Annotated in this window: 14 protein-coding genes; 7 read left to right on the top strand and 7 right to left on the bottom strand. The window is 43.4% G+C overall.

Annotated features, from left to right (window positions below):
* Positions 1-131: 131 nt before the first annotated feature.
* The 3 genes from fahA to QL886_RS05500 all read left to right on the top strand — a co-directional run bounded on the left by fahA (position 132) and on the right by QL886_RS05500 (position 3,372).
* Positions 132-1,433: a fumarylacetoacetase gene (fahA, locus tag QL886_RS05510; protein WP_290177909.1), complete on the top strand. Its 1,302-nt coding sequence runs from the start codon at positions 132-134 to the stop codon at positions 1,431-1,433.
* A gap of 173 nt (positions 1,434-1,606) precedes the next feature.
* Positions 1,607-2,182, top strand: coding sequence for a VOC family protein (locus QL886_RS05505; protein WP_290177908.1), 576 nt, complete (start codon positions 1,607-1,609; stop codon positions 2,180-2,182).
* A 137-nt stretch (positions 2,183-2,319) separates the two neighbouring features.
* A complete protein-coding gene (locus QL886_RS05500; protein WP_290177918.1) occupies positions 2,320-3,372 on the top strand; it encodes a TRAP transporter substrate-binding protein in 1,053 nt (350 codons plus the stop codon).
* 45 nt (positions 3,373-3,417) lie between these two features.
* Here QL886_RS05500 and QL886_RS05495 read toward each other — a convergent pair whose 3' ends face one another.
* Positions 3,418-4,275, bottom strand: a complete 858-nt coding sequence (locus tag QL886_RS05495) for a helix-turn-helix domain-containing protein (RefSeq protein ID WP_290177907.1) — start codon at positions 4,273-4,275, stop codon at positions 3,418-3,420.
* Positions 4,276-4,432: 157 nt separating this feature from the next.
* Between QL886_RS05495 and maiA the strand changes: the two genes are divergently transcribed.
* Together maiA and QL886_RS05485 are read left to right on the top strand one after the other, a co-directional pair.
* Complete coding sequence (gene maiA, locus QL886_RS05490) at positions 4,433-5,083, top strand: maleylacetoacetate isomerase (protein ID WP_290177917.1); 651 nt, start codon at positions 4,433-4,435, stop codon at positions 5,081-5,083.
* A gap of 348 nt (positions 5,084-5,431) precedes the next feature.
* Positions 5,432-6,610, top strand: coding sequence for a hypothetical protein (locus QL886_RS05485; RefSeq protein ID WP_290177906.1), 1,179 nt, complete (start codon positions 5,432-5,434; stop codon positions 6,608-6,610).
* Between the two features lie 171 nt (positions 6,611-6,781).
* Here the strand turns inward: QL886_RS05485 and QL886_RS05480 are convergent, their stop codons facing one another.
* From QL886_RS05480 to QL886_RS05470, 3 genes are all read right to left on the bottom strand, one after another.
* The gene (locus tag QL886_RS05480) at positions 6,782-11,188 is read right to left on the bottom strand and encodes a YadA-like family protein (protein WP_290177905.1); all 4,407 of its coding nucleotides are present in this window, start codon (positions 11,186-11,188) and stop codon (positions 6,782-6,784) included.
* A gap of 429 nt (positions 11,189-11,617) precedes the next feature.
* Complete coding sequence (locus QL886_RS05475; protein WP_290177904.1) at positions 11,618-13,255, bottom strand: ATP-binding protein; 1,638 nt, start codon at positions 13,253-13,255, stop codon at positions 11,618-11,620.
* A 14-nt stretch (positions 13,256-13,269) separates the two neighbouring features.
* On the bottom strand, positions 13,270-13,956 hold the full coding sequence (locus tag QL886_RS05470; protein WP_057759848.1) for a response regulator transcription factor: 687 nt from the start codon (positions 13,954-13,956) through the stop codon (positions 13,270-13,272).
* Between the two features lie 365 nt (positions 13,957-14,321).
* On the opposite strand from QL886_RS05470, the gene QL886_RS05465 reads away from it, so the two are divergent.
* A complete protein-coding gene (locus tag QL886_RS05465) occupies positions 14,322-14,849 on the top strand; it encodes a Spy/CpxP family protein refolding chaperone (RefSeq protein ID WP_227676836.1) in 528 nt (175 codons plus the stop codon).
* 105 nt (positions 14,850-14,954) lie between these two features.
* On the opposite strand, the gene QL886_RS05460 is transcribed toward QL886_RS05465, so the two are convergent.
* The 3 genes from QL886_RS05460 to QL886_RS05450 are packed head-to-tail and all read right to left on the bottom strand — an operon-like array spanning position 14,955 to position 19,685.
* Positions 14,955-15,833 (bottom strand): exonuclease domain-containing protein, encoded by an 879-nt coding sequence (locus tag QL886_RS05460; protein ID WP_290177903.1) that lies wholly within the window; start codon positions 15,831-15,833, stop codon positions 14,955-14,957.
* A 44-nt stretch (positions 15,834-15,877) separates the two neighbouring features.
* Positions 15,878-17,470, bottom strand: coding sequence for a hypothetical protein (locus tag QL886_RS05455; protein WP_290177902.1), 1,593 nt, complete (start codon positions 17,468-17,470; stop codon positions 15,878-15,880).
* Positions 17,471-17,525: 55 nt separating this feature from the next.
* On the bottom strand, positions 17,526-19,685 hold the full coding sequence (locus QL886_RS05450; RefSeq protein WP_290177901.1) for a hypothetical protein: 2,160 nt from the start codon (positions 19,683-19,685) through the stop codon (positions 17,526-17,528).
* A 339-nt stretch (positions 19,686-20,024) separates the two neighbouring features.
* On the opposite strand from QL886_RS05450, the gene ggt reads away from it, so the two are divergent.
* Positions 20,025-21,983 carry a gamma-glutamyltransferase gene (ggt, locus tag QL886_RS05445; RefSeq protein ID WP_290177900.1) on the top strand — a complete coding sequence of 653 codons (1,959 nt, stop codon included), beginning with the start codon at positions 20,025-20,027 and terminating at the stop codon, positions 21,981-21,983.
* Positions 21,984-22,183: the final 200 nt, after the last annotated feature.

The raw sequence follows: 22,183 nt of genomic DNA, 5'->3' as shown, positions 1-22,183 counted from the left end.
CAACTTTTAAAGTAGCCTTTTCACAAAAGACGTTGCATAAAAAACTTGCAATCCATATATCAATAAATTACATTATACGTAAGTAATTAATTATAACGTAATTCATAATTTATATTAGCAAGGAGCAAATCATGTCAACGACTGACAGCACCCTCACCTCTTTTATCGATATCGCTGCTGACTCTGACTTTTCTATTCACAATCTTCCTTATGGCATCTTTAGCGAGACCAAAGACGCTGCTGGTGATAAAAATCGCCGTGCAGGCATTGCCATCGGTGAGCATGTACTGGATCTATCTGTATTCGAAGCCGAAGGTCTATTAAGTTTGGAAGGTGGTCCGTATTTTGACCAATCCACTCTAAATGCTTTTATTGATTCTGGTCGAGACAATTGGACGCAGGCACGCACGACCATTCAAACACTGCTGTCTAGCGACACTGACACCTTACGTGACAATGCAGACTTGCAAAAAAAGGCGCTATTTAAGCAAGCAGACGTCACCATGCATTTGCCAGTGCAAGTACCGGGTTTTACCGATTTTTACTCATCGAAAGAGCACGCGACCAACGTCGGCACCATGTTCCGCGATCCAAACAACGCCCTACTGCCTAACTGGACCGAAATGCCAGTTGGCTATAACGGACGCGCCAGCACCGTTATCGTTAGTGGAACTGATATCGTACGTCCATCCGGTCAGCTAAAGCCTAGCCCTGATGAGCGTCCTATCTTCTCAGCCTGTAAGCGCTTGGATTTCGAACTAGAGACCGCCTTTGTCGTTGGTAAAGGTAATCATATCGGTCAGCCAATCGCCGTAGATGATGCCGCTGATCATATTTTTGGCATGGTGTTGCTCAATGATTGGTCAGCACGAGATATCCAAAAATGGGAATACGTGCCTTTAGGTCCATTTAATGCCAAGACCTTTGCCTCTGAGGTTTCTCCTTGGATTGTCACTATGGATGCGTTGGCTCCGTTTAAAACAGCTTGTCCAACGCAAGAACCCAAGCCACTTGCGTATCTAAACGAAAAAGCGAGCGACAACAGCTTTGATATCAATCTATCGGTTGAGTTACTGCCTGAAAATGCGGAAACAGCGACAGTCATTTGCGAGACCAATTTTAAATACATGTACTGGTCAATGGCACAGCAGCTTACCCACCACACCATCACTGGTTGCAAAGTTGAAGTCGGCGACATGATGGGCTCAGGCACGATTTCAGGGCCAACAGCTGACTCTTATGGCTCAATGCTAGAGATTGCTTGGAACGCTACCAAACCAGTCACGCTTGAAGGCGGTGAGACGCGCAGCTTTATTGAAGATGGTGACACGGTCATTATGAAAGGCTATAGCGAAAAAGACGGCATCCGTGTTGGATTTGGTGAAGTACGCGGCAAAGTATTACCAGCGCTTAGCTTTGATTTTGATAAATAGCATTTGGAAAATAGTGACTAATAAACAGTATTTAAAAAATAACACAGACAAAGAAATAGCAAAATAGGCGTGAAAATTCTCATGCAGGCGGATAGGAAGACAAACGCATTCACCTATTATCGTTATGTGAATACAGCCAAATGAGTGACACGCCTTATCAAAAGGAGTTTGATATGAGCTTTACCATTGAAAAGATTCATCATGTGGCTTACCGCTGCAAAGATGCCAAAGAAACCGTTGAATGGTATAAAAAAAATCTAAACATGGATTTTATTTTGGCATTCGCAGAAGACCATGTGCCTTCGACCAAAGCCTTTGACCCCTATATGCATATCTTTTTGGACGCTGGTAATGGAAATGTCTTAGCATTTTTCGAAGTACCCAACCAACCTGAGATGGGCTTTGATCCTAATACTCCAAGTTGGGTGCAGCACTTAGCGCTAAAGGTTAAGGACCGTGACGAGCTAATTGTTGCCAAAGAGCATTTAGAAAATGCCGGCATCGATGTCATTGGCGTGACTAATCACGGCATCTTTCACTCGATTTACTTCTTTGACCCCAATGGTCATCGTCTAGAGCTGACCTATGATGATCCAACTTCAGAAGACAAAGTATCGATGATTACAGATGCTATCAAGCAAGACATGCTAGACGAGTGGTCTCGTACCAAACGCGCGCCAGCACATACACAGTTTTTGCATAGTGATGAGTTGGCTGAAGCACGCGAAGTTGCTCCTGTCGGCGAGTAACTCCCCTATCATTCTGTATACTGCCTTTTTAAATGATCAGTTAATCATCGCTTTAATTATAAAGTAGCTAATTGACGACATACTCTAGGTAGCAATAAATAGCGAACCATATATCACCATCATGAAAGGATTCTATGATGAAAATAAGAACCCCGCTAGGAATACTTCTAGCTGCCACGATGGCAGTAACTGGCTGCTCCAATAACGACCAAGCAGCAGGCGCGTCTACAGATGCAGGTAAAGTGACGACGTTACGGTTCTCGCATTTCATGACTGCCACTGACAATATAAATACCGAAGCGTTAGAGCCATGGGCAAAGAAAATTGAAGCAGATTCAAACGGCCGCTTAAAGATTGAGATCTACCCTTCTGCAACGCTTAGCAAACCAGGGGCTACCTATGACGCTACGGCGAAAGGTAGTGTGGATATTGGTATGCAAGCGCAAGGATATACAGCAGGACGTTTTCCTTTGACTCAAATTGTAGAGTTGCCAGGTATCACAAATACCGCACAGCAGCAGAGCTGTATACTTCATAAGCTATATGATGATGGTGTCATTAAAGATGAGTATGAAGACACGCACTTGCTCGCGCTGATAGGCACTGGACAAGGTGCACTTCATACGGTTGATAAGCCTATTCGCACGCCAGCTGATATGAAAGGTCTGCGTATTCGCCAACCTTCTGCGGTTGCTAGCCACATTATCGAGGCCACTGGTGCTGCACCTGTCGGCATGCCTGCCAGTGATACTTATACCTCTCTGCAGCGCGGTGTCATTGACGGGCTCAGCTTTACTTGGCAACCCATTCAAGCGTTTCGCCTTGATGAGCTGATCAATACGCACACCAATATTCCTTTTTATAACTCCACCTTTGTGATTAGCATGAACAAGGATAAATATAACCGTTTGCCTGACGACCTCAAAAAAGTAATCGATGATAATTCTGGCGCAGAGCTGGCAGCGCATATCTCTAAAGTATTTGACGTCAGCAATGCCAAAGCAATGGCCGCTGCCAAAGAAAAAGGCGATATTATGATTGATATCCCTGATCCACTTAATGATCCAGATTGGAGAGGCCCATTAATGGAAGGTTCTCAACATTACCTTGATGAAGTGAATGCGACTGGCCTAGACGCTGACAACGTATACGAAAAAGCAAAAGCGGCCAGTAGCGCCTGTATGGTTTAGAGGATGAATTGAAGGCACGCCCTAGCTTATAGCACCACATACTGGCTAGGCAATTTGATAACGCTGTGCTATCGCCAGTATTTGCTTAACCACGTTATGTTGCTCACTCATAGGCAGTTGCTCTGTGGTTCCAATGATAGTGATGGCATATTCTAGCAATAGATCTTCACTAGCAATTTTATCACTACTCGTGGATGGTTTAGCAGTACTATTGGCAAGCTGTGGCAATATAACAGGAATTGTAATGGCATTAATCCCCATAAGCATATCGCCCGTCACTGTCGCATAGCCTTGAGTACGTATTTTGGCCTGTAGCTGAGTAAAGTGCTGCCACTTCTCGGCCATATCTGCGGCGGTATTACTCGTATGCCATTCAGCTGTGACCAATGGCTGAATGACGGCTTCAGATTGATAACTGGCAAATAACTGCCCTGTGGCCGATGTCGTCAGCGGCATACGTGAGCCAATGCGAGTAATGATGCTAATCGGACTGTCTGGCTCAACAGACTGAATGATAATTGGGCCTTCGCTAAACCATTTGGCAATTTGCACACCGCAATTTAAGTTGTCTTTGATTTCATTAGCCACTTGCGTGAGACGTGCCAAAAGATTGTTTTGGTTGAGTTCCGTATGTCCTAGTGATGCCAATGCATTGACTCTATCGCCAAGCCCATAGCGCCCATCATCAAGCTTACGCGCATAGTTTTTGCGGATGAGACTGACCAAGTAACGATGGGATTTTGCTGGATGCATTTGCATGGCTTCAGCGATGTCCTTTAGCATCATAGGTTCATTGCGGTCGATAAGCACATCTAGTATCGACAGCCCAATCTCAAGCGACTGAACTCCACTTTGGTTTTTACTGGTAATAGAACTGTCTACAAGGGTTTTGTCTGCTGGCATGATTTGCTCGATTCTGGTGTGCTTGGTTATTTTTTAATTTTTCTTGTTAGTGGTTTGTTCAATAATGACTTGCCCGATCAAATAACACTGAGATACAGACCCTACTTCATAATATTTATCTTTATAAAAACACATCTACATAAGGACATGAATCATGATGACACTTTATGGCTACTTTCGTAGTAGCACGTCTTACCGTACTCGTATCGCTATGAACCTAAAAGGCTTAGATTACGATGATATCACGATCAATCTGGCACAGGATGAACAGTTAGAATCTGCCTTCAAAGCGATTAATCCGCAAGGATTGGTACCTGTCCTACAGACTGACGATTTATTATTATATCAAAGTCCAGCTATTTTGGAGTGGTTAGAAGAGGTCTACCCTGAGCATCCATTATTGCCTAACGATGCTGCTGGGCGTATGCAGGTACGCGCGCTGAGCGCCATGATTGGTTGCGACATCCATCCAATTAATAATCGCCGCATTTTACAGTACCTACGCAATGAGCTGTCAGTAGACGAGGAAAATGTGATTGCATGGTGCAACCGCTGGATCAGTGAAGGATTTGCTGCTTTAGAGACACGCTTGGCGGCGGATAACAATCGCGGACAATTCTGCTATGGGGACAGTCCTACTCTCGCAGATTGTTATTTGATTCCGCAAGTCTCTTCTGCTCGCCGCTTCAAAGTAGATTTGAGCGCTTATCCCAATATCGTCGCCATTGATACTCATTGCCGTACACTAAAAGCGTTCGCAGATGCCGATCCTATGATGCAGCCTGATGCGCCGAAACGTGATGCCTAATTTGAGACAGTTTTTATAGGATACTTATCTTTATAGAATATTTATTTTCTCGGCCAAATATTAAGTGACTTAGAATTAACACTTAATATTTGGTCGAGCTTTATTCTTCGCTATTCTTTACCCCTACCTATTTTTACAGCTTGATTTCTAGCTTTATCGCTAAATTTAGCCTCATTGATTATTATTTATTCAATTTTTACAATATAATTTTTAATATATTCATATTAACGGTTGTATGGTGGGCAGCTGTTGGTTATTCTTTATATAAGCATTTGTCATCGCTCAAATTTGTACTTTATTAGCTATAGAAAAAGTACTGTCTTATTCATCACAATAAGGTTGAACAATATGAATGATATATCCTCAGCAGAGATAACCACCCTACCATCCGATGCAGCAAACAAGATTTATGCATCAGCAGTCATGTTTAGAGATGAAACAGAAAGCGCTAGAAAAATTGCACCCGTGGTAGTCAATAAACTTTCAAAATTTGCATTATTTAGAATGGGGCTGCCTAAATCGTTAGGAGGATGGGCAGGAAACCCAGTAGAAACGCTAAAAACTTATGAGACTTTGGCCAGTGCTGAGGCCTCCGTTGCTTGGATCGTTTGGAACAACCATTTGGCCTGTACGTTCGGTCGATTTTTGGATGAATCCAGCATGAAAGAAGTATATAGCGACCCCTCTCATATTTATGCCAATTCCGCACGTCCTGAAGGCGTGGCACAAACAGTAGATAATGGCTATATGGTATCAGGACAATGGACACTCGTCTCTGGATGCCAATTGGCTGACTGGTTTGTGTTACGTTGTCTCGTTATCTCCGAAGGCTCTCCTACGACCCTTGGTCCAGGTGCAAATTTAAAGCTATTTTTTATTCCCAAGAAAGATGTAAAAATCATTGATACGTGGGATGTGGGCGGCCTAAATGGCACAGGTAGCCACGATATAGTCGTCAAAGACGCTTTTGTCAAAGAGGCTTATGCAGTTGACTTTGATAGTCCTGTGGCTGTCGATACTGCCTACAGTCGTCTGCCTATCGGTTGTATCAATGCTGCTGGCTGTGCGGCGATGGCGCTAGGCGTATTAAAAGCCGCTATGGATGACTTGGTTGATATATGCCTTGAAAGAGTAACACCTGGTAAGAGTCCAGATCTACGCGACCGTGCAACGGTACAAGCTACCATTGCTAAGAGTAAAACAATACTAGCATCGAAACGCGCCCAACTGCATCACAGTGTAGATATATTATGGAAAGAATCTCAGCAGAAGAACACCTTTACTGATATACAGCTTGCCGATGTGTGGGCAGCGTCTTGTGAAGGCGCAAGAGAAGCTCGTGACATGCTATCTGAAATTTACGCAGTCGCAGGCACAGCCTCCCTATACAAAAAGCATAAGATAGAAAGGGCGCATAGAGATATTCATGCGATTTTGCAGCATGGCATTATTCAACCTCACTGGATGAATCAAGCAGGTATGGCCTATGTTGGACTGAAACCGAATGGCGCAATGTTCAGAATATAGAAGCCCTTAATTAGAAATAATAAGCGCTTGTAAGACACAATTTACAAGCGCTTATTTTGATTTATCGATAGCTTTATTACCTTAATTGTTTATCTTTAAACCGTAAAAAAGCAAGACATCCAATGTCTTGCTTTTTTATAGTCTATCGATAACTACAATTGAGAAGCTTTGTTAGTCAAAATGGAAGCCTGCACCAACTGCACCGCCTACGTTGCCTTGAGTATCTGCTGTACCATTTACCTTAATGACCCAACGACCGTCATTAGATAATTTAGAGAAACCAATTGCTACAGCGCTCTCTCCATTATAGGTACCAACACCGCCACCGATCAATGACTTACCTGCGATATAAGCTTGAGGCATTGCCGACATTGCCATCGCAGCGGAAATACCTGCGTTTGCATCGTCTTCTACTTCGTCGATTTTGTAGCCAAGATCGCTCATATTGTTATTGAGTCGACTATCAAGCGCGCTAAGCTGACTATAATTGACGGCGTCTGTTGCTTCGACCCCATCGGCGACACCGGTCATGCGTTGGTTACCAGCATATAGACCTTGAGACGTCATACTTGGCCCATCTTGCATACTGATGCCCTCACTATTGATAACCGTCGTCCCAACTGTGACACTATCAACGCTGATATTACCGTTTAGATCAAATTTAATACTACTACCATCTGCTGTGGTGGTGATGTTATTGCCACCAGTGAAGCTTAGGACACTACCATCGCCAATTGGTTTGTTGATATTGGCACCACTGTCTGCACCAAAATTGAGTCCAGCATTTAGCTTGTCCGTGTTGGTTTCGATATTCGTAGTATTGGTCGTGATATTGCTGGTATTCGTAGCAATATTTGTCGTATTGGTCGCGATATTGGTTGTATTAGTGGTAATGCTCTCTGTGTTAATTTGCACATTTTCACTAATTTCAATCGTGCCTTGTCTGATAGAAGCAATCGCACCATCGATATTGCTTTCACCCGTTCCACCAATGTCACTGTTGATGAAAGTACCATCTTCGGCATTGTAAACAGTGTCACCACCGATAATACTGCTGATACCAGTTCCTTGGGCATAAAGCTGACCACCATTTATAGCGTCCTGACTTGTCGCCGAAACTTCCCCATTTTGAACGTTGGTAATTTTGGTATTAGCGGCATCAATACCACTTTTCGTGATGCTTGGGCCACCTGCAATGGTCAGTCCATTATCATTCATAACCGTACCACCAGTGGTTACGCTATTCAAAGTAATATCTGGGTTCAAATCAAAGCTAATGTCATTAGCATTGGTAGGTATGGCTACAGCTTGTAGTGATGGACTACTATCGAAAGCAGCCACATCACTCACTGATTTCCTAGATACCTTGATATTACCGTCTTTACTACTGAGGTCGACAGCATCTCCTTGTTTTACCATCGTAGCGATATCACCTTGAGCGGTGATGCCCCAACCTTGATCTAAGGCAATGGCGACATCTTTTAACTGCCCAACATTGACAGCATCCGTATTTAGCACACCTTCCCCAACGTTGCGAATGGTGTTGCCTCCATTGTCTAGACCACGGCTACTCAATGAGACCTGCGAAACCATTCTATTCACGCCATTTCCAACGAAGGTAAAGCCTGCATCACTCATGATGCTATTGCCTATCTGTATACTGCCATCATCTCCGAGGTCTAACTGATTATTCAGTTTCACTTGGACGCCAGTCGCAGAAGCGACAGTAGTCAGATTGCTATCTCCTGTGACATTGATGGTATCGCCTAGCGAAAATTGCTGATCATTGGCACTATTGCCGTCACCAATTTTGATGCCTTTAGCGATTTCGTTATTGGTCGTTGTGAGCTGTGCGAAGTTTACAGCATCACTTGGTGCGACCCCTTCGCCAACTTTGATAATTCTATTATTACCATTATCAAGACCTTCTTTGCTCAAGGTAATAGTTTCATTAGAACCATCAGTAATGGTAATACCTGCATTATTGAGAACTGTGTTTACCATTCTCACGCTACCATTTTTACCAAGCATGACATCTTCAGCCAATCTAACGTTTAGATTGCCCTCTTCATCAGCGATCACACCAATATTGTTTTCAGTTAACTCTGTCGCGCCTCCTTGGAGTGTCAACGTTTGACCCAACTTGCGATTGACGACAACGGTTGTATCATCTCCTGTGAAGTTCAGTCCTAGGTCCACTGTATTGTTGGTTGCATTTAATTGTCTAACATTGACGGCATCTGTATCTCCCTGACCATCATCTACATTGACGATTCTATTGCCACCATTATCAAGACCTTCACCACTCACACGAACTGTACTATCAGCAAAGCTAGCACTAGTAAAAGTGACATCCTCTGCTGTAGCGATTTTAATACCACCATCCTCGGCACTAAGAACAATGTTATCTCCCGTTAGGAAATTAGCCGTATTATCAGTTTGGTTAAGCGTTTTGACATCAACGCCATCTATTTGAGCATAAATAGTCTGCATAGCACTATCTGCTTTAACTAGACTGGCTTTACTATCGGCACTTAAATCAACAGCGTAATCGGTCGTATTAGTTGTATCATCTTTTTTACCTGCTGTGACAGTGACGGCATCAGAGCCTGCTGAAGCAGTCACGCCATCCGCATTAACAGTATAGACATCTTGACCGTTACCACCTGTAGACTTTACAACGTCAGCCACGTTAGTACCTGCGGCGACCTCTGTTTTAGCGGCAGCAGAGGCACTGCTGAGCTGACTGACATTGACAGCGTCATTTGGATCTTCACCGTTATCAACATTGACAACCCTTCTATTACCAGCGTTGATACCACCAGACCTTGTTACGCTTGGACCACCGATAATTGTTAAACCATCCATGGTTAGAATAGTACTAGGAATACCTAGTGGACCATTTACTATAATACCTGCACCAGTAACCGCTGTACTGCCTAGCCAATTACCTGTCAAGACACCTAGGCTATTAGCAGTTGTTACAGGACCTAAGCTATAAGGAAGGCTACTACTACTTCCCATTTTTACACTTCCATTAGTACCAAGGTCTACGTTCTCAGCTAACTTTACAGTTAGGGTATTAGTACTAGCATCAGACTCTACCCCAATGTTGCCTGTAGTTAAAGCAGCAGTGGCTTCTGCACCACCTTTGATATTAAGTGTCTCACCAAGCTTACGATCCACGGGAGCTCCTCTATCACTCGCAAAGGTAATCTTGCTTTCTGATAAATCTTCAATAGATTGATTAGTAGCGTGTAGCTGACTACCATTGATAGCATCAGTACTGTCTGTATTGACTGCTCCAGCAGCAACGTGCTTGATCTGACGCTCATGTTCTACTGAACCAACAGATACTTGTGCTCCTTTATCACTTGTTACACCAGCGTAATTATAGATCTTGTTGCCGATAATAAGGTTCTTTTCCTCAGTAGCTTCACTAAGCGTAGTTGATCCTGCACCTAAAGCTACCGAACCATCTCGACTTGCTGACGCCCCCATGCCAAAAGCAGAGGATGCTGCACCTACTGAGCTTGAACGGACACCGACAGCAGTAGAAAGATTACCTTCGGACCGTGCTTTAACACCAACTGCTAAGGATGCAGCGCCGCCTGCTTCAGTATGCCCATATGGATTATTTGGATCCTCTATAAGATCACTACCAGTATATGCATTGAATAAGTCGTTAACACCATCAACATTTGCAGCAGCATCTAAATCATCACCACCAATAGCAATAGATGAATGTCCTTTTGAGACAACATTGGCACCAATAGCAATAGACTGCTCGCCACTTGCCAACGTTTGTTGTCCAGATTCCGAGCTACCAATAGCAATAGTTTGACTGCCAGTCGCCTTTGCGTTGCCACCCATGGCCATAGCGTTATAACCTGTTGCGCCATCGTTGTTGGCATTGCCAATAGCTTCAGAGTCAACACTATAATATTTAGTTTTGTTATCCTTGACTATGTTGACCAATCTGTGTAGCTGCGAGCCATTAACTGCATCTTTACTCCCTGCCATCACAGCACCATTGGATACATTGGTGATTTTGTTATTACCATTGTTTAGGCCACTATTGCTCAAAGTGACACTATTGGCTGGATTTATGGCTGTAATCTTAATGCCTGAATTATCAACTAAAGTATCACCCGTTTTGAGACTGCCATCAGCGCCTAAGTCGACATTTTCATCGAGCTTTATCGTTAGCGCTTTATCACGCCTACTAGCAGTCACGCTGATATTTTTGATATTGGGATCGCCAGAGACTGTCTCTCCACCCTGCACCGTTAGTGTTTGATGAAGGAATGAATTGGTATGTATTCTAGGTGTTGGGTCGTCTCCAACAAAGTAAGTACCCAATGCATTTGCCTGCATGCCAAAGCCAGCAGTTAGTAGCCCAAGCGCTATGGTACTCAGACGTATCGTACGGATAACGGACAGGTTAGACGCTGTATTGATGGTAGCGTTAGAGCTAACGCTAGATTTGGAAGATTTGCCACGTCCCTTCGCGTATTCACCAACGGCGGTAAAACAACTTAAGGCTTCATTCCAGATGACTTTATAGATGCGGTTCATGATGCGTACTCCCTTACAGACTTGTCAGATTTAAAAAATCAGAGATAAGATCTATGTCAGAGAGACGATGTGACAAAATAAAACGGGTTATAAGCTTATAATAACGAGACCTTGTTCAAATAATAGTTGTAATAGTCTTTAAGGAATAAGACGTTCTGTTTTGTATAATCTTTATCACTCTCTGTATATATTAGTATTACCGAATATATACAGAGAGACAATACCGTTCATCCGCGTTTTTATACCGTTCGTCTATTATATTCATATAAACGAATATAAATACTTTTAATTTTTGTCTATTTATAATAAATTACGTCGGTTTTAAAAAGAGTCAGCTTTTATCTACTACTAAATATGCGCTTATACACATTACAAATACAGGATAAACGCATATTGGTTACATAAATTATTTCTGCATTATTTATCTTTTTATCTGCTAGGTAGCACGATTTGAACCACCAACCCTTGAATACCATCTTGCCGGTTATGAGCATTGATATATCCTTTATGCGCCATGACTACAGCGTGAACAATAGCCAATCCAAGACCATAGCCGCCAGTATCACGATGCCGAGCAGTATCGAGCCGCACAAAGGGATGGAAAATACGTTCTAAGTCCTTGTCTGCCACACCGCCACCTTCGTCTGTTATATTAATTTGAACAGCTGGTACCTTATTGTCCATTTGTATTGCTTTGATTTCCGCAATCACTGTCGAACCCGCTGCCGTGTGCATAAAAGCATTGCGAATGACATTTTCAAGTGCACTATACAACTGCTCTGCATTACCTTGGACTGTCCAAAATCCTTCCAAACCATCTAGCGCTGAGGCTTCAGGCGGTTGCCATTGCCAATGTACGTCTTTATGTTGAAACTCAAAGCAGACATCCTCTCCGATATTGCTAATGATGTCAGATATATCGACTGCCTCACTCTCCAAATTATCGACGGTATATTGCTGCATTTGTAGGGACTGAATATGAATGATTTGCTCAATCAGCTCATTCATTCGTGTAGATTCTTTATCGATACGGTCTAGATAACGATTGGCATTGGGCGCAAAGTCTCGAGTCAGCTCAGTCGCGACATCCAGACGAGCAAGCGGCGAACGCAGCTCATGTGAGATATCACTAAGCATTTGCTTACGTGCAAGCTCACTATCGACGAGCCTCGTTGATAGATGGGCAACGTCTTTGGCAAGTAGCCCCAACTCATCATCGCCCATCTTGGACAGTTCTGGATTGGCTTGATAATTACCATCGATCATACGGTGTACGGTATTTTGTACACGGCCAATCCGCTGGGTTAACGTGCGACTGAGCCATATGCAGACCAATACACTAAAGATAACGATCAATAGCAAACGTATTGGAAAATTACCGTGCTGTATCTCTACCACGTCTGAAAAACGCAAGTGCGGACGCAACTGTATGATGATTGACTGACCATCAGGTAGTTCAATAGACATATCGGCCAGTTCAGGACGAGTATCGATATCAGCCACTGCTGCACTACTTGCCGTTCTTGGTGTTAGGAATTTTTGCCAAAAAGACGGCTCATCTTTTGGTATCTCATTATCACGTTCACGCAGTCTATTGTCAGCATTACGACCTTCTACACCATAAACGTTATTCTCTACTCTAGGTGGTCTAGGCGACACCGGTCGCACCGGTTGTATCGCACGATCCATTAGCTGCCGACCACTTTGCAGTTGTCCTTGCGCGCGATCGTCTTTGTCACGGTAACGCGGGAATATAATAGCGCCTTGCTCATCATAGACTCTGATTTGATTCATCAGCTGACGGTCTTGACGATACATCTGCCTGACAGACTCTACATCACCAGCCCGTAGTGACGCGACCATCTCTTCACGCTTTATCAATAGGCTATCGATTTGCACATCCATACGAGAGGTCAGCTCTTTTTCAGCCAACCAGCGCTCTACCACGATGGACAGTACAGAGGTGATTAAAATCGTCAGTAATAGGCTCAGAAACAGACGCCAAAACAGAGTAATGCGCACCTTAAACTTAGGTGCTTTTTTGAGATTCTGCTCAGCAGCTTTCATCGATATGTCCGTCATTACAGCACCAGTTGATAACCTTTTCCACGCACCGCTTTTATTGGCTCATCGTGGAAAGGTTGAAGTTTTTTGCGTAAGCGAGATACATGTACATCGAGGCTACGGTCAAATGGCTGTAATTCACGCTGCAAGACATTTTCTGACAGCCATGCTTTACTTACCACCTCCCCTTTTTGTTTGAGTAGAGCCACGAGCAGATCAAACTCTGTACCAGTGACTTGTAGCGTTACCCCATCTATCTGACAGGCGCGTTGGTTCTGATCGAGATGCAAACGACTCTCTGGCAACGGAGTATGCTCTGATGCGGTCGTATTGGTGCGTTTAATCACTGCATTGATACGCGCTAGCAGCTCTCGAGGGTTACAAGGTTTGGTAATATAATCATCAGCACCAAGCTCTAGACCAATAATACGGTCAATCTCTTCCCCTTTTGCTGTCAGCATAATGACTGGGATATCGATAATATTTGGTAATTGGCGCAGCACACTTAACCCATCTAGTTTTGGCATCATAATATCGAGCACGAGTAAATCATAAACCGTATCTTCGTGTGCCACCGCTTTGAGTCGTTGTATGACTGCTGCACCATCATGTACGCAGTCACAGCGAATGCCGTGATTGTCTAAGTACTCTTGCAATAACTGAGTCAACTCTTCGTCGTCATCGCCTATCAGGATGTTTGGCATGCTTCTCTCCTTTAATTTTTATTTATCTCTATTTACTCAATCTATAATAATCATGGCGCAATAAGTCCACGTACAAATGTCACTGTAGTATGGTTAGCGAAATTGCCGCCGTGGCATTTTTATTGCCGGTAGACTGTAGTTAAACATATTATCAGGCAAGCACTTGCCAATTCACCAGAAACGTTACCTTTCTTAATACTTCATAAATGTTCGTAACCTTTAACTGTCGTAATATACTCCTATCAACAGCAAGTATTGCATTTCTAAGATGGCTAACCATAACGAGCGATAACGTTCAACAGATGGTACTTGCAAGATAAAAATTTAGTACTTATGAAATCAAACTCAATGTAATCAAGGATATTATGATGAAAAAACTACTATTAGGCTCAGTATTAGCAGCGTCTAGCATATTTACCGTGACCGCTTGCACCAGCGTTAACGCGACTACTGATACAACGCCAACTGCACAAATGCAGAAGAACCACAAAGATGGCATGAAAAAAGGTGAGATGAGAGGCCCAATGTCAAAGCTGGATCTAACAGCGACACAGCAAGCGCAAATTAAAGCCATCATGCAAAACAAACGTGGCGATCGCACTGCTGACCGTGCAGAACATCAAGCAGAACGCGCGCAAATGGATCAGCAAATACAAGCGTTGACCAATGCCAGCACTTTGAACACTGCTGCTCTGAACCGTCTGGCTGATCAACGAGCGGCAAAAGAAAAGCAACGCTTTATCGAACGTGTACAAACACAACATGCTATCGCTCAAGTGTTGACTGCTGAGCAACGTGCAAAGATGGAACAAATGAAATCAGAGAGACAAGAAAAAGGTCGTAAGCATTCAAAAGACCGTAAAGGCCATGACAAACAGCATCAAGGTATGTAATAAGCCACTCCGGAAAAGTGTTATTTTACCCAGCTGTATACGTATAAAATAAAAAAGCGCGCCGTTAATAGGTGCGCTTTTTCTATATTCGCTTTCAAACTAATCTTAAATTTTGATTAATTTTAAGAACTCTTTTTCTGCAAGAATTTTAATATCCAGCCCACTCTGTATCAACTCTTCTACCTTTCGATGCTTACTGCTTTTTTCATGACCTGCTAGCAACGTTAGATCCTGAGAACCAACTACAAGATAATTTAACTTTTTTGAAGCCCCTGCTTTGACATTAAAACCATTTTTAGCTGCTACGTCAGCAATCTCTGCTCTACTAATACTAAGGTCTCCTGTAAAACAAATATTAAGACCTGCATATCTTCCTGACTCACTCCCTACCTTCGTGATATTACTTGGATAACTTCTACTATTAAGACGTCTTTGCTGGTGATAAATACGATTATAGTTGCTATTTGTCACCCAATCATGAATTGATAGACTATTTTCTCTAAGGATAGTTACCGTTATAAAGCCACATGCTTTAGCATCTTCAAGTGCATCATGATGGTTAAATTGGTAATTCCACTCTTTACATACATTTGCCAGACTATAGCCTTTTACTGCGAAACGATGACATGTCCTACGTACTAATACAGTTGCATCTACCCACTGTAGCTCTGGTACTGGTAGTTTGTGAGCTTCTAAGCTTTTTATCAAAGCTCTTTGATCAAAATTAGTGTAGCTAACAACAACGTTATCGCCAATAAACTTTAGTATCTGCCCATATATATCGTACATAGACGGCGCATCTCTTACCATACTGCTAGTAATCCCATGTACTTTTACATTTTGAGCACTAAAAAAAGTTTGGGGTAATACTAACGTGCAGTAGGTATCAATTAACTTACCGTTTAAGTATTTTGCTAGACCTATTTGACAGATAGACCCTGCATCGCTATTAGCGGTTTCAACATCAATGGTAACAAAGTTCACTATATATTCCTTAATACAGTAAGCCTACTCTAAATTATCTTTACCTACTCAACCGAACCAAAACGCCCTCTGACCATCGGCAACATGTTAAAGACCATCTTACCTACTGCCGTGCCATTACCATCTTGGTAGTATTGCAGCAGCTCTGGAGCATACTTTCGTAAATCAATGCTATTGCTAGCGTTCGGCGACTGCACATTACTTGGTAGGTTAGGGAACGCCAAGTCCTTAGTACTAATAGCAGAATACTGCTGCAACACATCTATCCTCATACCTTTGTTGTTATTCGCTTCGCTAGTATTGTCCAACTGACGACGTAAGTGCTCCCATTTTAGTTGGCCACGTTTATCAAACCCGTATAGCTCCTGTACTTCTGTATCGGCAACGACCTCACCTGTCGTGGCTTCCTCATTCATTTGATCTTTTATCATAGCCAGTATTTTTTGTACAACAGACTTACTGGTGAATGCCTTTGGATTTTGAATCGACTCAAACGCTGTCATCGGTTCGGGTTCTTGTACCAGCTCTGGGTATTTTTCACTGATCCGATCGTAGAAAATCTGCATATATTTCTGTTGCGACGCTTGATAATCCACAAAGCTTTGTACTCGGCGAATGACTTGATTGCTTGGTAGCATAGCCGATAACTGGTGCGCTGGCAGCTTTGGAGACAGTGAAGCAAGTGAGTTAGGAGCAACATAATTAAACTGGCTGACAGGAGCCGCGTCATAAGTCGCATCTAACGCCGCAAAGTGGCTTTTGATGACTTCACCGCCAAATCCTTTAGGCAATGTACCATCATCAATGGCTATTTTTAACCACTTGTTTTGCCATTTTGTACCGAGTTTATCGTCCAACAATTCTGAGTTTAGAATCGCAAAATTATCTGCCCATAGGTAAATATCACCGTTTTTAAAATCCATATAAATAGGCTGGTTGATACTGCTGTGATGATTACGTGCTTGATATTGCGCACTAGCGAGCATCGTAGCCTTGCCTGCCATCGGTTGATAGATCCCTTGAGAGTCGATAGAAAGCGGCTTTAGTAGATACTCCTCTAATAACTGTGCTTTCTTCACATCTAACGGTCTTTGTTTATCTTCATAATTATCAAATAGCGCTTGATAATCTGGTGCTACTTTTACATCGCTATCGTATTGATGATCATCCCATGCATGATAGGCATCTACACACTCAAAATACGACTGCCTTATGCTGTCACGCTTAGTATCGTAATCCACCGCTAAGATATCTTCGTCTTGCTGTTCGGCTTGCAGGATTAGAGCGGCGTACGCTTGGTCATGTGCCTCTTCGCAATGTTCATCTACATAGTCTGATGCCGCCATTTTCTCCGTACTAGTATCAGTATCGGCATCTGTAAATTGTTGGTTATTACCAATCTCAAGATTGCTATGGTAGCTAAATGACTGACGACGCTGTTTTTGTAGTGCTGTTTCTAGTGTCTTTTTGGCAATGCTAGGTGCTTGTTTTACAGCCGCCGTGTTGGACTGGCCCAAACTGGTAGACTGGCAACCTGTTAACAACAGCGCCCCTGTCAAAAATGCGCTGGTGACTAGCAGATTGTTTTTAGTCTTAAATGGCAGACGTTGTGCAATGGTGTGATGTACTGTTTTCATTTTTTATCCTTAATAGATATGAGCGTAAATGCAATGAGATGATGTCATTTGACTTCTATTTTTCATTCATATCATCTTGAGCATCGTCAACTCGGCTCTCATCGACAGCGTCTGTGCCATTGTCTCTATCGTTACCATACTCATCACCGCTATAAGCACCTTCGACACCGCTATCTTGATAGTCGTAGCGTGCATAGCGGGCCGTTTGTAATCTTTCTTTTTTCTCGCGCTGCGTAGCTATCCATGCATTGCCATCGATAGGAGGCGTAGCGTCTGGACCAAAAGATTCTGTAAGTAATGGTGTCAAGGCATGACGGTTAAAGCTGGCTTTATCGTAACGTACTTGGTTTAGCATGGTTGTGGTCGACCCCATAAAATCACTACCGATATTGACACGTTGCTGCTTGGCCAGCAGTCGATCTGAGCTATCTAAGTAATAGTAGTTGATTTGATTAAAAGAGATAGGACCGATAGCTTCAATCAGCTGCAATAGCGAACCGACATCCGCGCTTTGATAGCCTTTATTGTACAATTGTACTTTAGCGAGTGCTGTCTTTAATGCGGCACCATCAGGATATTTATCTGGATTGGCATCTACGTATTCTTGCAGTGATTTAGTCACATATTTGAGCGTCTTACCAATCATTTCACCGCTTTGCTGACTACCGAAATAGACTTTTACGGCGCGAGTCGCACCGACTTCTTTGGCAAAAGCATCACCACTGATATCGACTGCGCTAAAATGCTCAGGCGCGAGCTCAGCCATGCTGTTCTGTATCGCATTAAGTACCGCATCGTAGAGCACCGCTGGTGGCAACTGTGCCGTGATGCTTTCAGGCAAACCAAAGCGCACCGTATGCGAGGTCATCTGTGATGGTAGTGGCGTATTTTCAGGGTTGACAAGTGCAACAATCGGCATAATGGCCGATGGATCTACTACGACACTGCTGTTATTAAAATCAAATGCTAATGGTATCTGTATCGATGAGCTAATCGTTGGTGTGGCGTAATCGTAGCTATAGACGCTTTGTAGCTGGCGCTGCTTGGGACGGTATTGACTGACACTATTGAATGTTAAATGCTCATACTGATAAGCATTGGATGCAGCTATTTGCTCAGGAGTACGATGGAACATATCAAGTATATTGCCAATCATGCCTGTAGATGACATTGGTAGGCTGCCACGATTTACCGTCTCTGTCTTAGCTTGCTGTTTCGCCATTTGCATGGCTTCATACTTTGCAGCCATTGATTTAGGACTTAACCCTGACATCCCTGAGAGCATACCTTCAGCACCGCTACTGTATTCATCATAATTATCATAGTCGTCACTACTGTAATCATCGCTGCTATAGTCATCTGCTATATCGTAAGCATACTCGTTATCGCTGCTAGCATCACTGCTCGTCGGCTCATTCTCCCCTGCTTCAGCCAATATAGCAGCAATAGCTCTTCTCTCTGCTTCAGCTTCTGCTCTAGACTTATCATAATCACTAGGATAGTCGGACTCTATCGAATCTTTCGCGTCATCAATACCCTCTACCACACAGACTTCATAAGCATCATCGTCTTCGTTTTCATTGCATTTATTCGACTCTACACCTACCGCTGCTAATTCTGCTCTAGCCTCAACTTGCGCCTCATCATCGCTACTATCATACATACCCTCAGGCTGATACACATAGGTTTCTATGATCGTTCTGAGCAAGCTACTAGATCCTGCGTCAATACTATTTGGGTCAATGAATGGTGCTGAGCGATAATTGGCTGTGGCGACTGCCACATGCTCGGTCGCCAAGTGCTGACGAATGGCTGCTAACAAGTGCGACTTGGCTTGGTTTTCGGTACTTGGATACTTCTCTTGATCAAACAGCTGCTCATAACGCGCGGCCTGAGCGTTTTGACTGACAGTAAAAGCTTGACCTTGACGTTGACTCTGCGCGGCGTTTGCGACACTAAAGTCCATCATGGTACTAGAGGCGCTGCTATTCGACGACAGATTGGAAGTTGAGCTGGCTGGAGTTGATTGGCAACCTGCGAGTACAAGCGAGGCACTACCAACTAGCAATGCGATAGAAGTCAATTTACTAGTTGGATATAGATGACCGTTGTTATTTTTACCATTATAGTTTTTATGATCAGTGTTCGATAAACAAGCAGGCGCAGTCTCAGAGTAGCGCTGTCGATTGCGGTTATTAGTATGGTGTGATGACATAGTAATCTCTTTGTATGAATAGACAGTCGATAATGAGTGTACATTGGTACCGTTATTTATATCACAGGACGTTACAATTTAGTAATATTAGCGAATATTTTTAAAGAATTTCTTCATTCATAAATAATTTTCTCTGTATAACTGTTGTCTTATCAGTAGCTTCATTTACTTGAAAACTAGCTTCGTTTATTTGAAATACAGCTGATACAGACAAGCGCTATAAAAGCGTACACCACAAAAGATAATAAACAACTTTCTACTATTTCATATTTTCGTTACTATTTAGGCTTATCTATTTCTTAGCTCTATTCTCTCCACTCGCGTAAAAAGGACTTTGCGATGTCACAGTTATTATCTCGCCATCATCGAACCGCTCAGCAGCATAAACCAAAAATTAATACCTTACTCAAATCTAGCGTTGTGCTCATTACCAGTACACTACTGCTATCTATATCCGCACAGGCTGTAGAGCCAATGGCCTCAACAAGTAACGCCACGGTCAACAATACATCAATTAATACTAGTGCCATAAACCTGGCTATCATGGCTGATAGTCCAACGGTACTCTCTGAAACCAAGCGCATCACGCGAGCGAAGACCAATACACTTAAAACCACATCGAACAATGTTAACAATACTAATAGTGACCAAGCCATCTATTCTGAAGACGCCATTCATCATCCAGTTTGGGCAAAAAACGGCATGGTCGCTACCCAAGAAGCGCTTGCCTCTGACATCGGTTTACAGATTTTAAAGGACGGCGGTAATGCGGTAGATGCTGGCGTTGCAGTAGGTTTTGCCCTAGCAGTAACCTTGCCGCGTGCGGGTAATATCGGTGGTGGCGGTTTTATGATGATTTATGATGCCAAGCAAGGCAAAACGGTGGCGCTTGATTACCGTGAAAAAGCACCAAGTAGCGCCTCACGCGATATGTACCTTGATAAGGAAGGCAATGCTGTCAGCGACTTATCTCGTTATCATGGCTTGGCTGTTGGCGTGCCAGGGACAGTAGCAGGACTACTAAAAGCGTTAGAGGATCACGGTACCATGAGCCGCGAGCAAGTTATGGCACCAGCGATAGCACTGGCTGAAGACGGTATAGAAGTCACCGCCGGCTTGTCCGAGTCACTCACTGCGTTGAGTGATCGCTTACAGAAATGGCCAAGTACCAAAAAAGTGTTTTTTAAGCCTGATGGCAGCGCTTATCAGCCAGGCGAACGTCTAAAGCAGCCTGAGCTTGCGCGTTCGCTAAAGCGGATTTCGGTACAGGGTACCGATGGGTTTTATAAGGGTGAAACCGCTCAAAAACTGGTCGAAGCAGTCAATGAAGCAGGAGGCAGCATGAGCCTGCAAGATTTGGCCAATTATCAAGCCATCGCTCGCGAACCTGTCAAAGGCGACTATCGTGGCTATGAGATTGTCTCTATGCCACCGCCTTCCTCTGGCGGTATTCACATCGTCCAGATTTTAAATATCTTAGAAGGCTATCCGCTCAAAGACTACGGACAAAACAGCGCACAGACTATTCACTTAATGGCAGAAGCAATGCAGTTAGCGTATGCAGATCGAGCTGAGTATCTGGGAGATGCTGACTTTATCGATGTACCTGCCAGCGGCTTAACCTCACAAGCCTATGCAGACAAACTGCGTACGTTGATTGATCCCAATAAAGCTACGCCAGCAGCGACTATCAAAGCGAACAATCCTCTGCCCTATGAGAGTGATCAGACCACACACTTCTCTATCGTTGATAAAGACGGTAATGCGATAGCCAATACTTATACGTTGAATTTCTCTTATGGTACTGGTCTCGTTGCGGACGGTACAGGCATTTTGCTCAATAATGAAATGGATGATTTTTCTGCCAAACCTGGCGTACCAAATGGCTACGGTTTACTTGGTGGCGATGCCAATGCTGTGGAAGCCAATAAGCGTCCACTGTCTTCTATGAGTCCGACACTCGTATTCAAAGACAGCAAACCTTACATCGTCACGGGTAGCCCAGGTGGTAGCCGTATCATCACGACTGTCACTCAGATTATCTCCAATGTCATCGATCATGATATGAATATCGCTGAGGCAACACATGCACCGCGTATCCATGATCAATGGCTACCTGATGAGATTCGAGTCGAAAAAGCACTGAATATAGATACCGTGAAAAAGCTCGAATCGATGGGTCATACCGTCAGTCCAAAATCCGCGATGGGATCTACACAATCGATCATGCTCACACCAAACGGTGTTTATGGATCGTCTGATCCACGTATTGTCGATGCAGCGGTGGTTGGTTACTAAAAAACTGTCTTTAATTATCAGTCACATAGCCCTCTATACCTTGTTGTATTGAGGGCTTTTTGATGTTGCCTATAACCGAGTTTTTATGACGTAATGACTTAACTTACGCAGATTAAACCCTTTGAACCTGTGGCTGTCTGCGGCAAATAATGCTATTATTGACGACCCCATTTAAAACGTATCAATATGGCTATCGAGGT

This window comes from Psychrobacter sp. APC 3281 (assembly GCF_030407815.1).
In the GTDB taxonomy this organism is placed as follows: Bacteria; Pseudomonadota; Gammaproteobacteria; order Pseudomonadales; family Moraxellaceae; genus Psychrobacter.
This window is presented reverse-complemented; position numbering and strand designations above follow the sequence as displayed.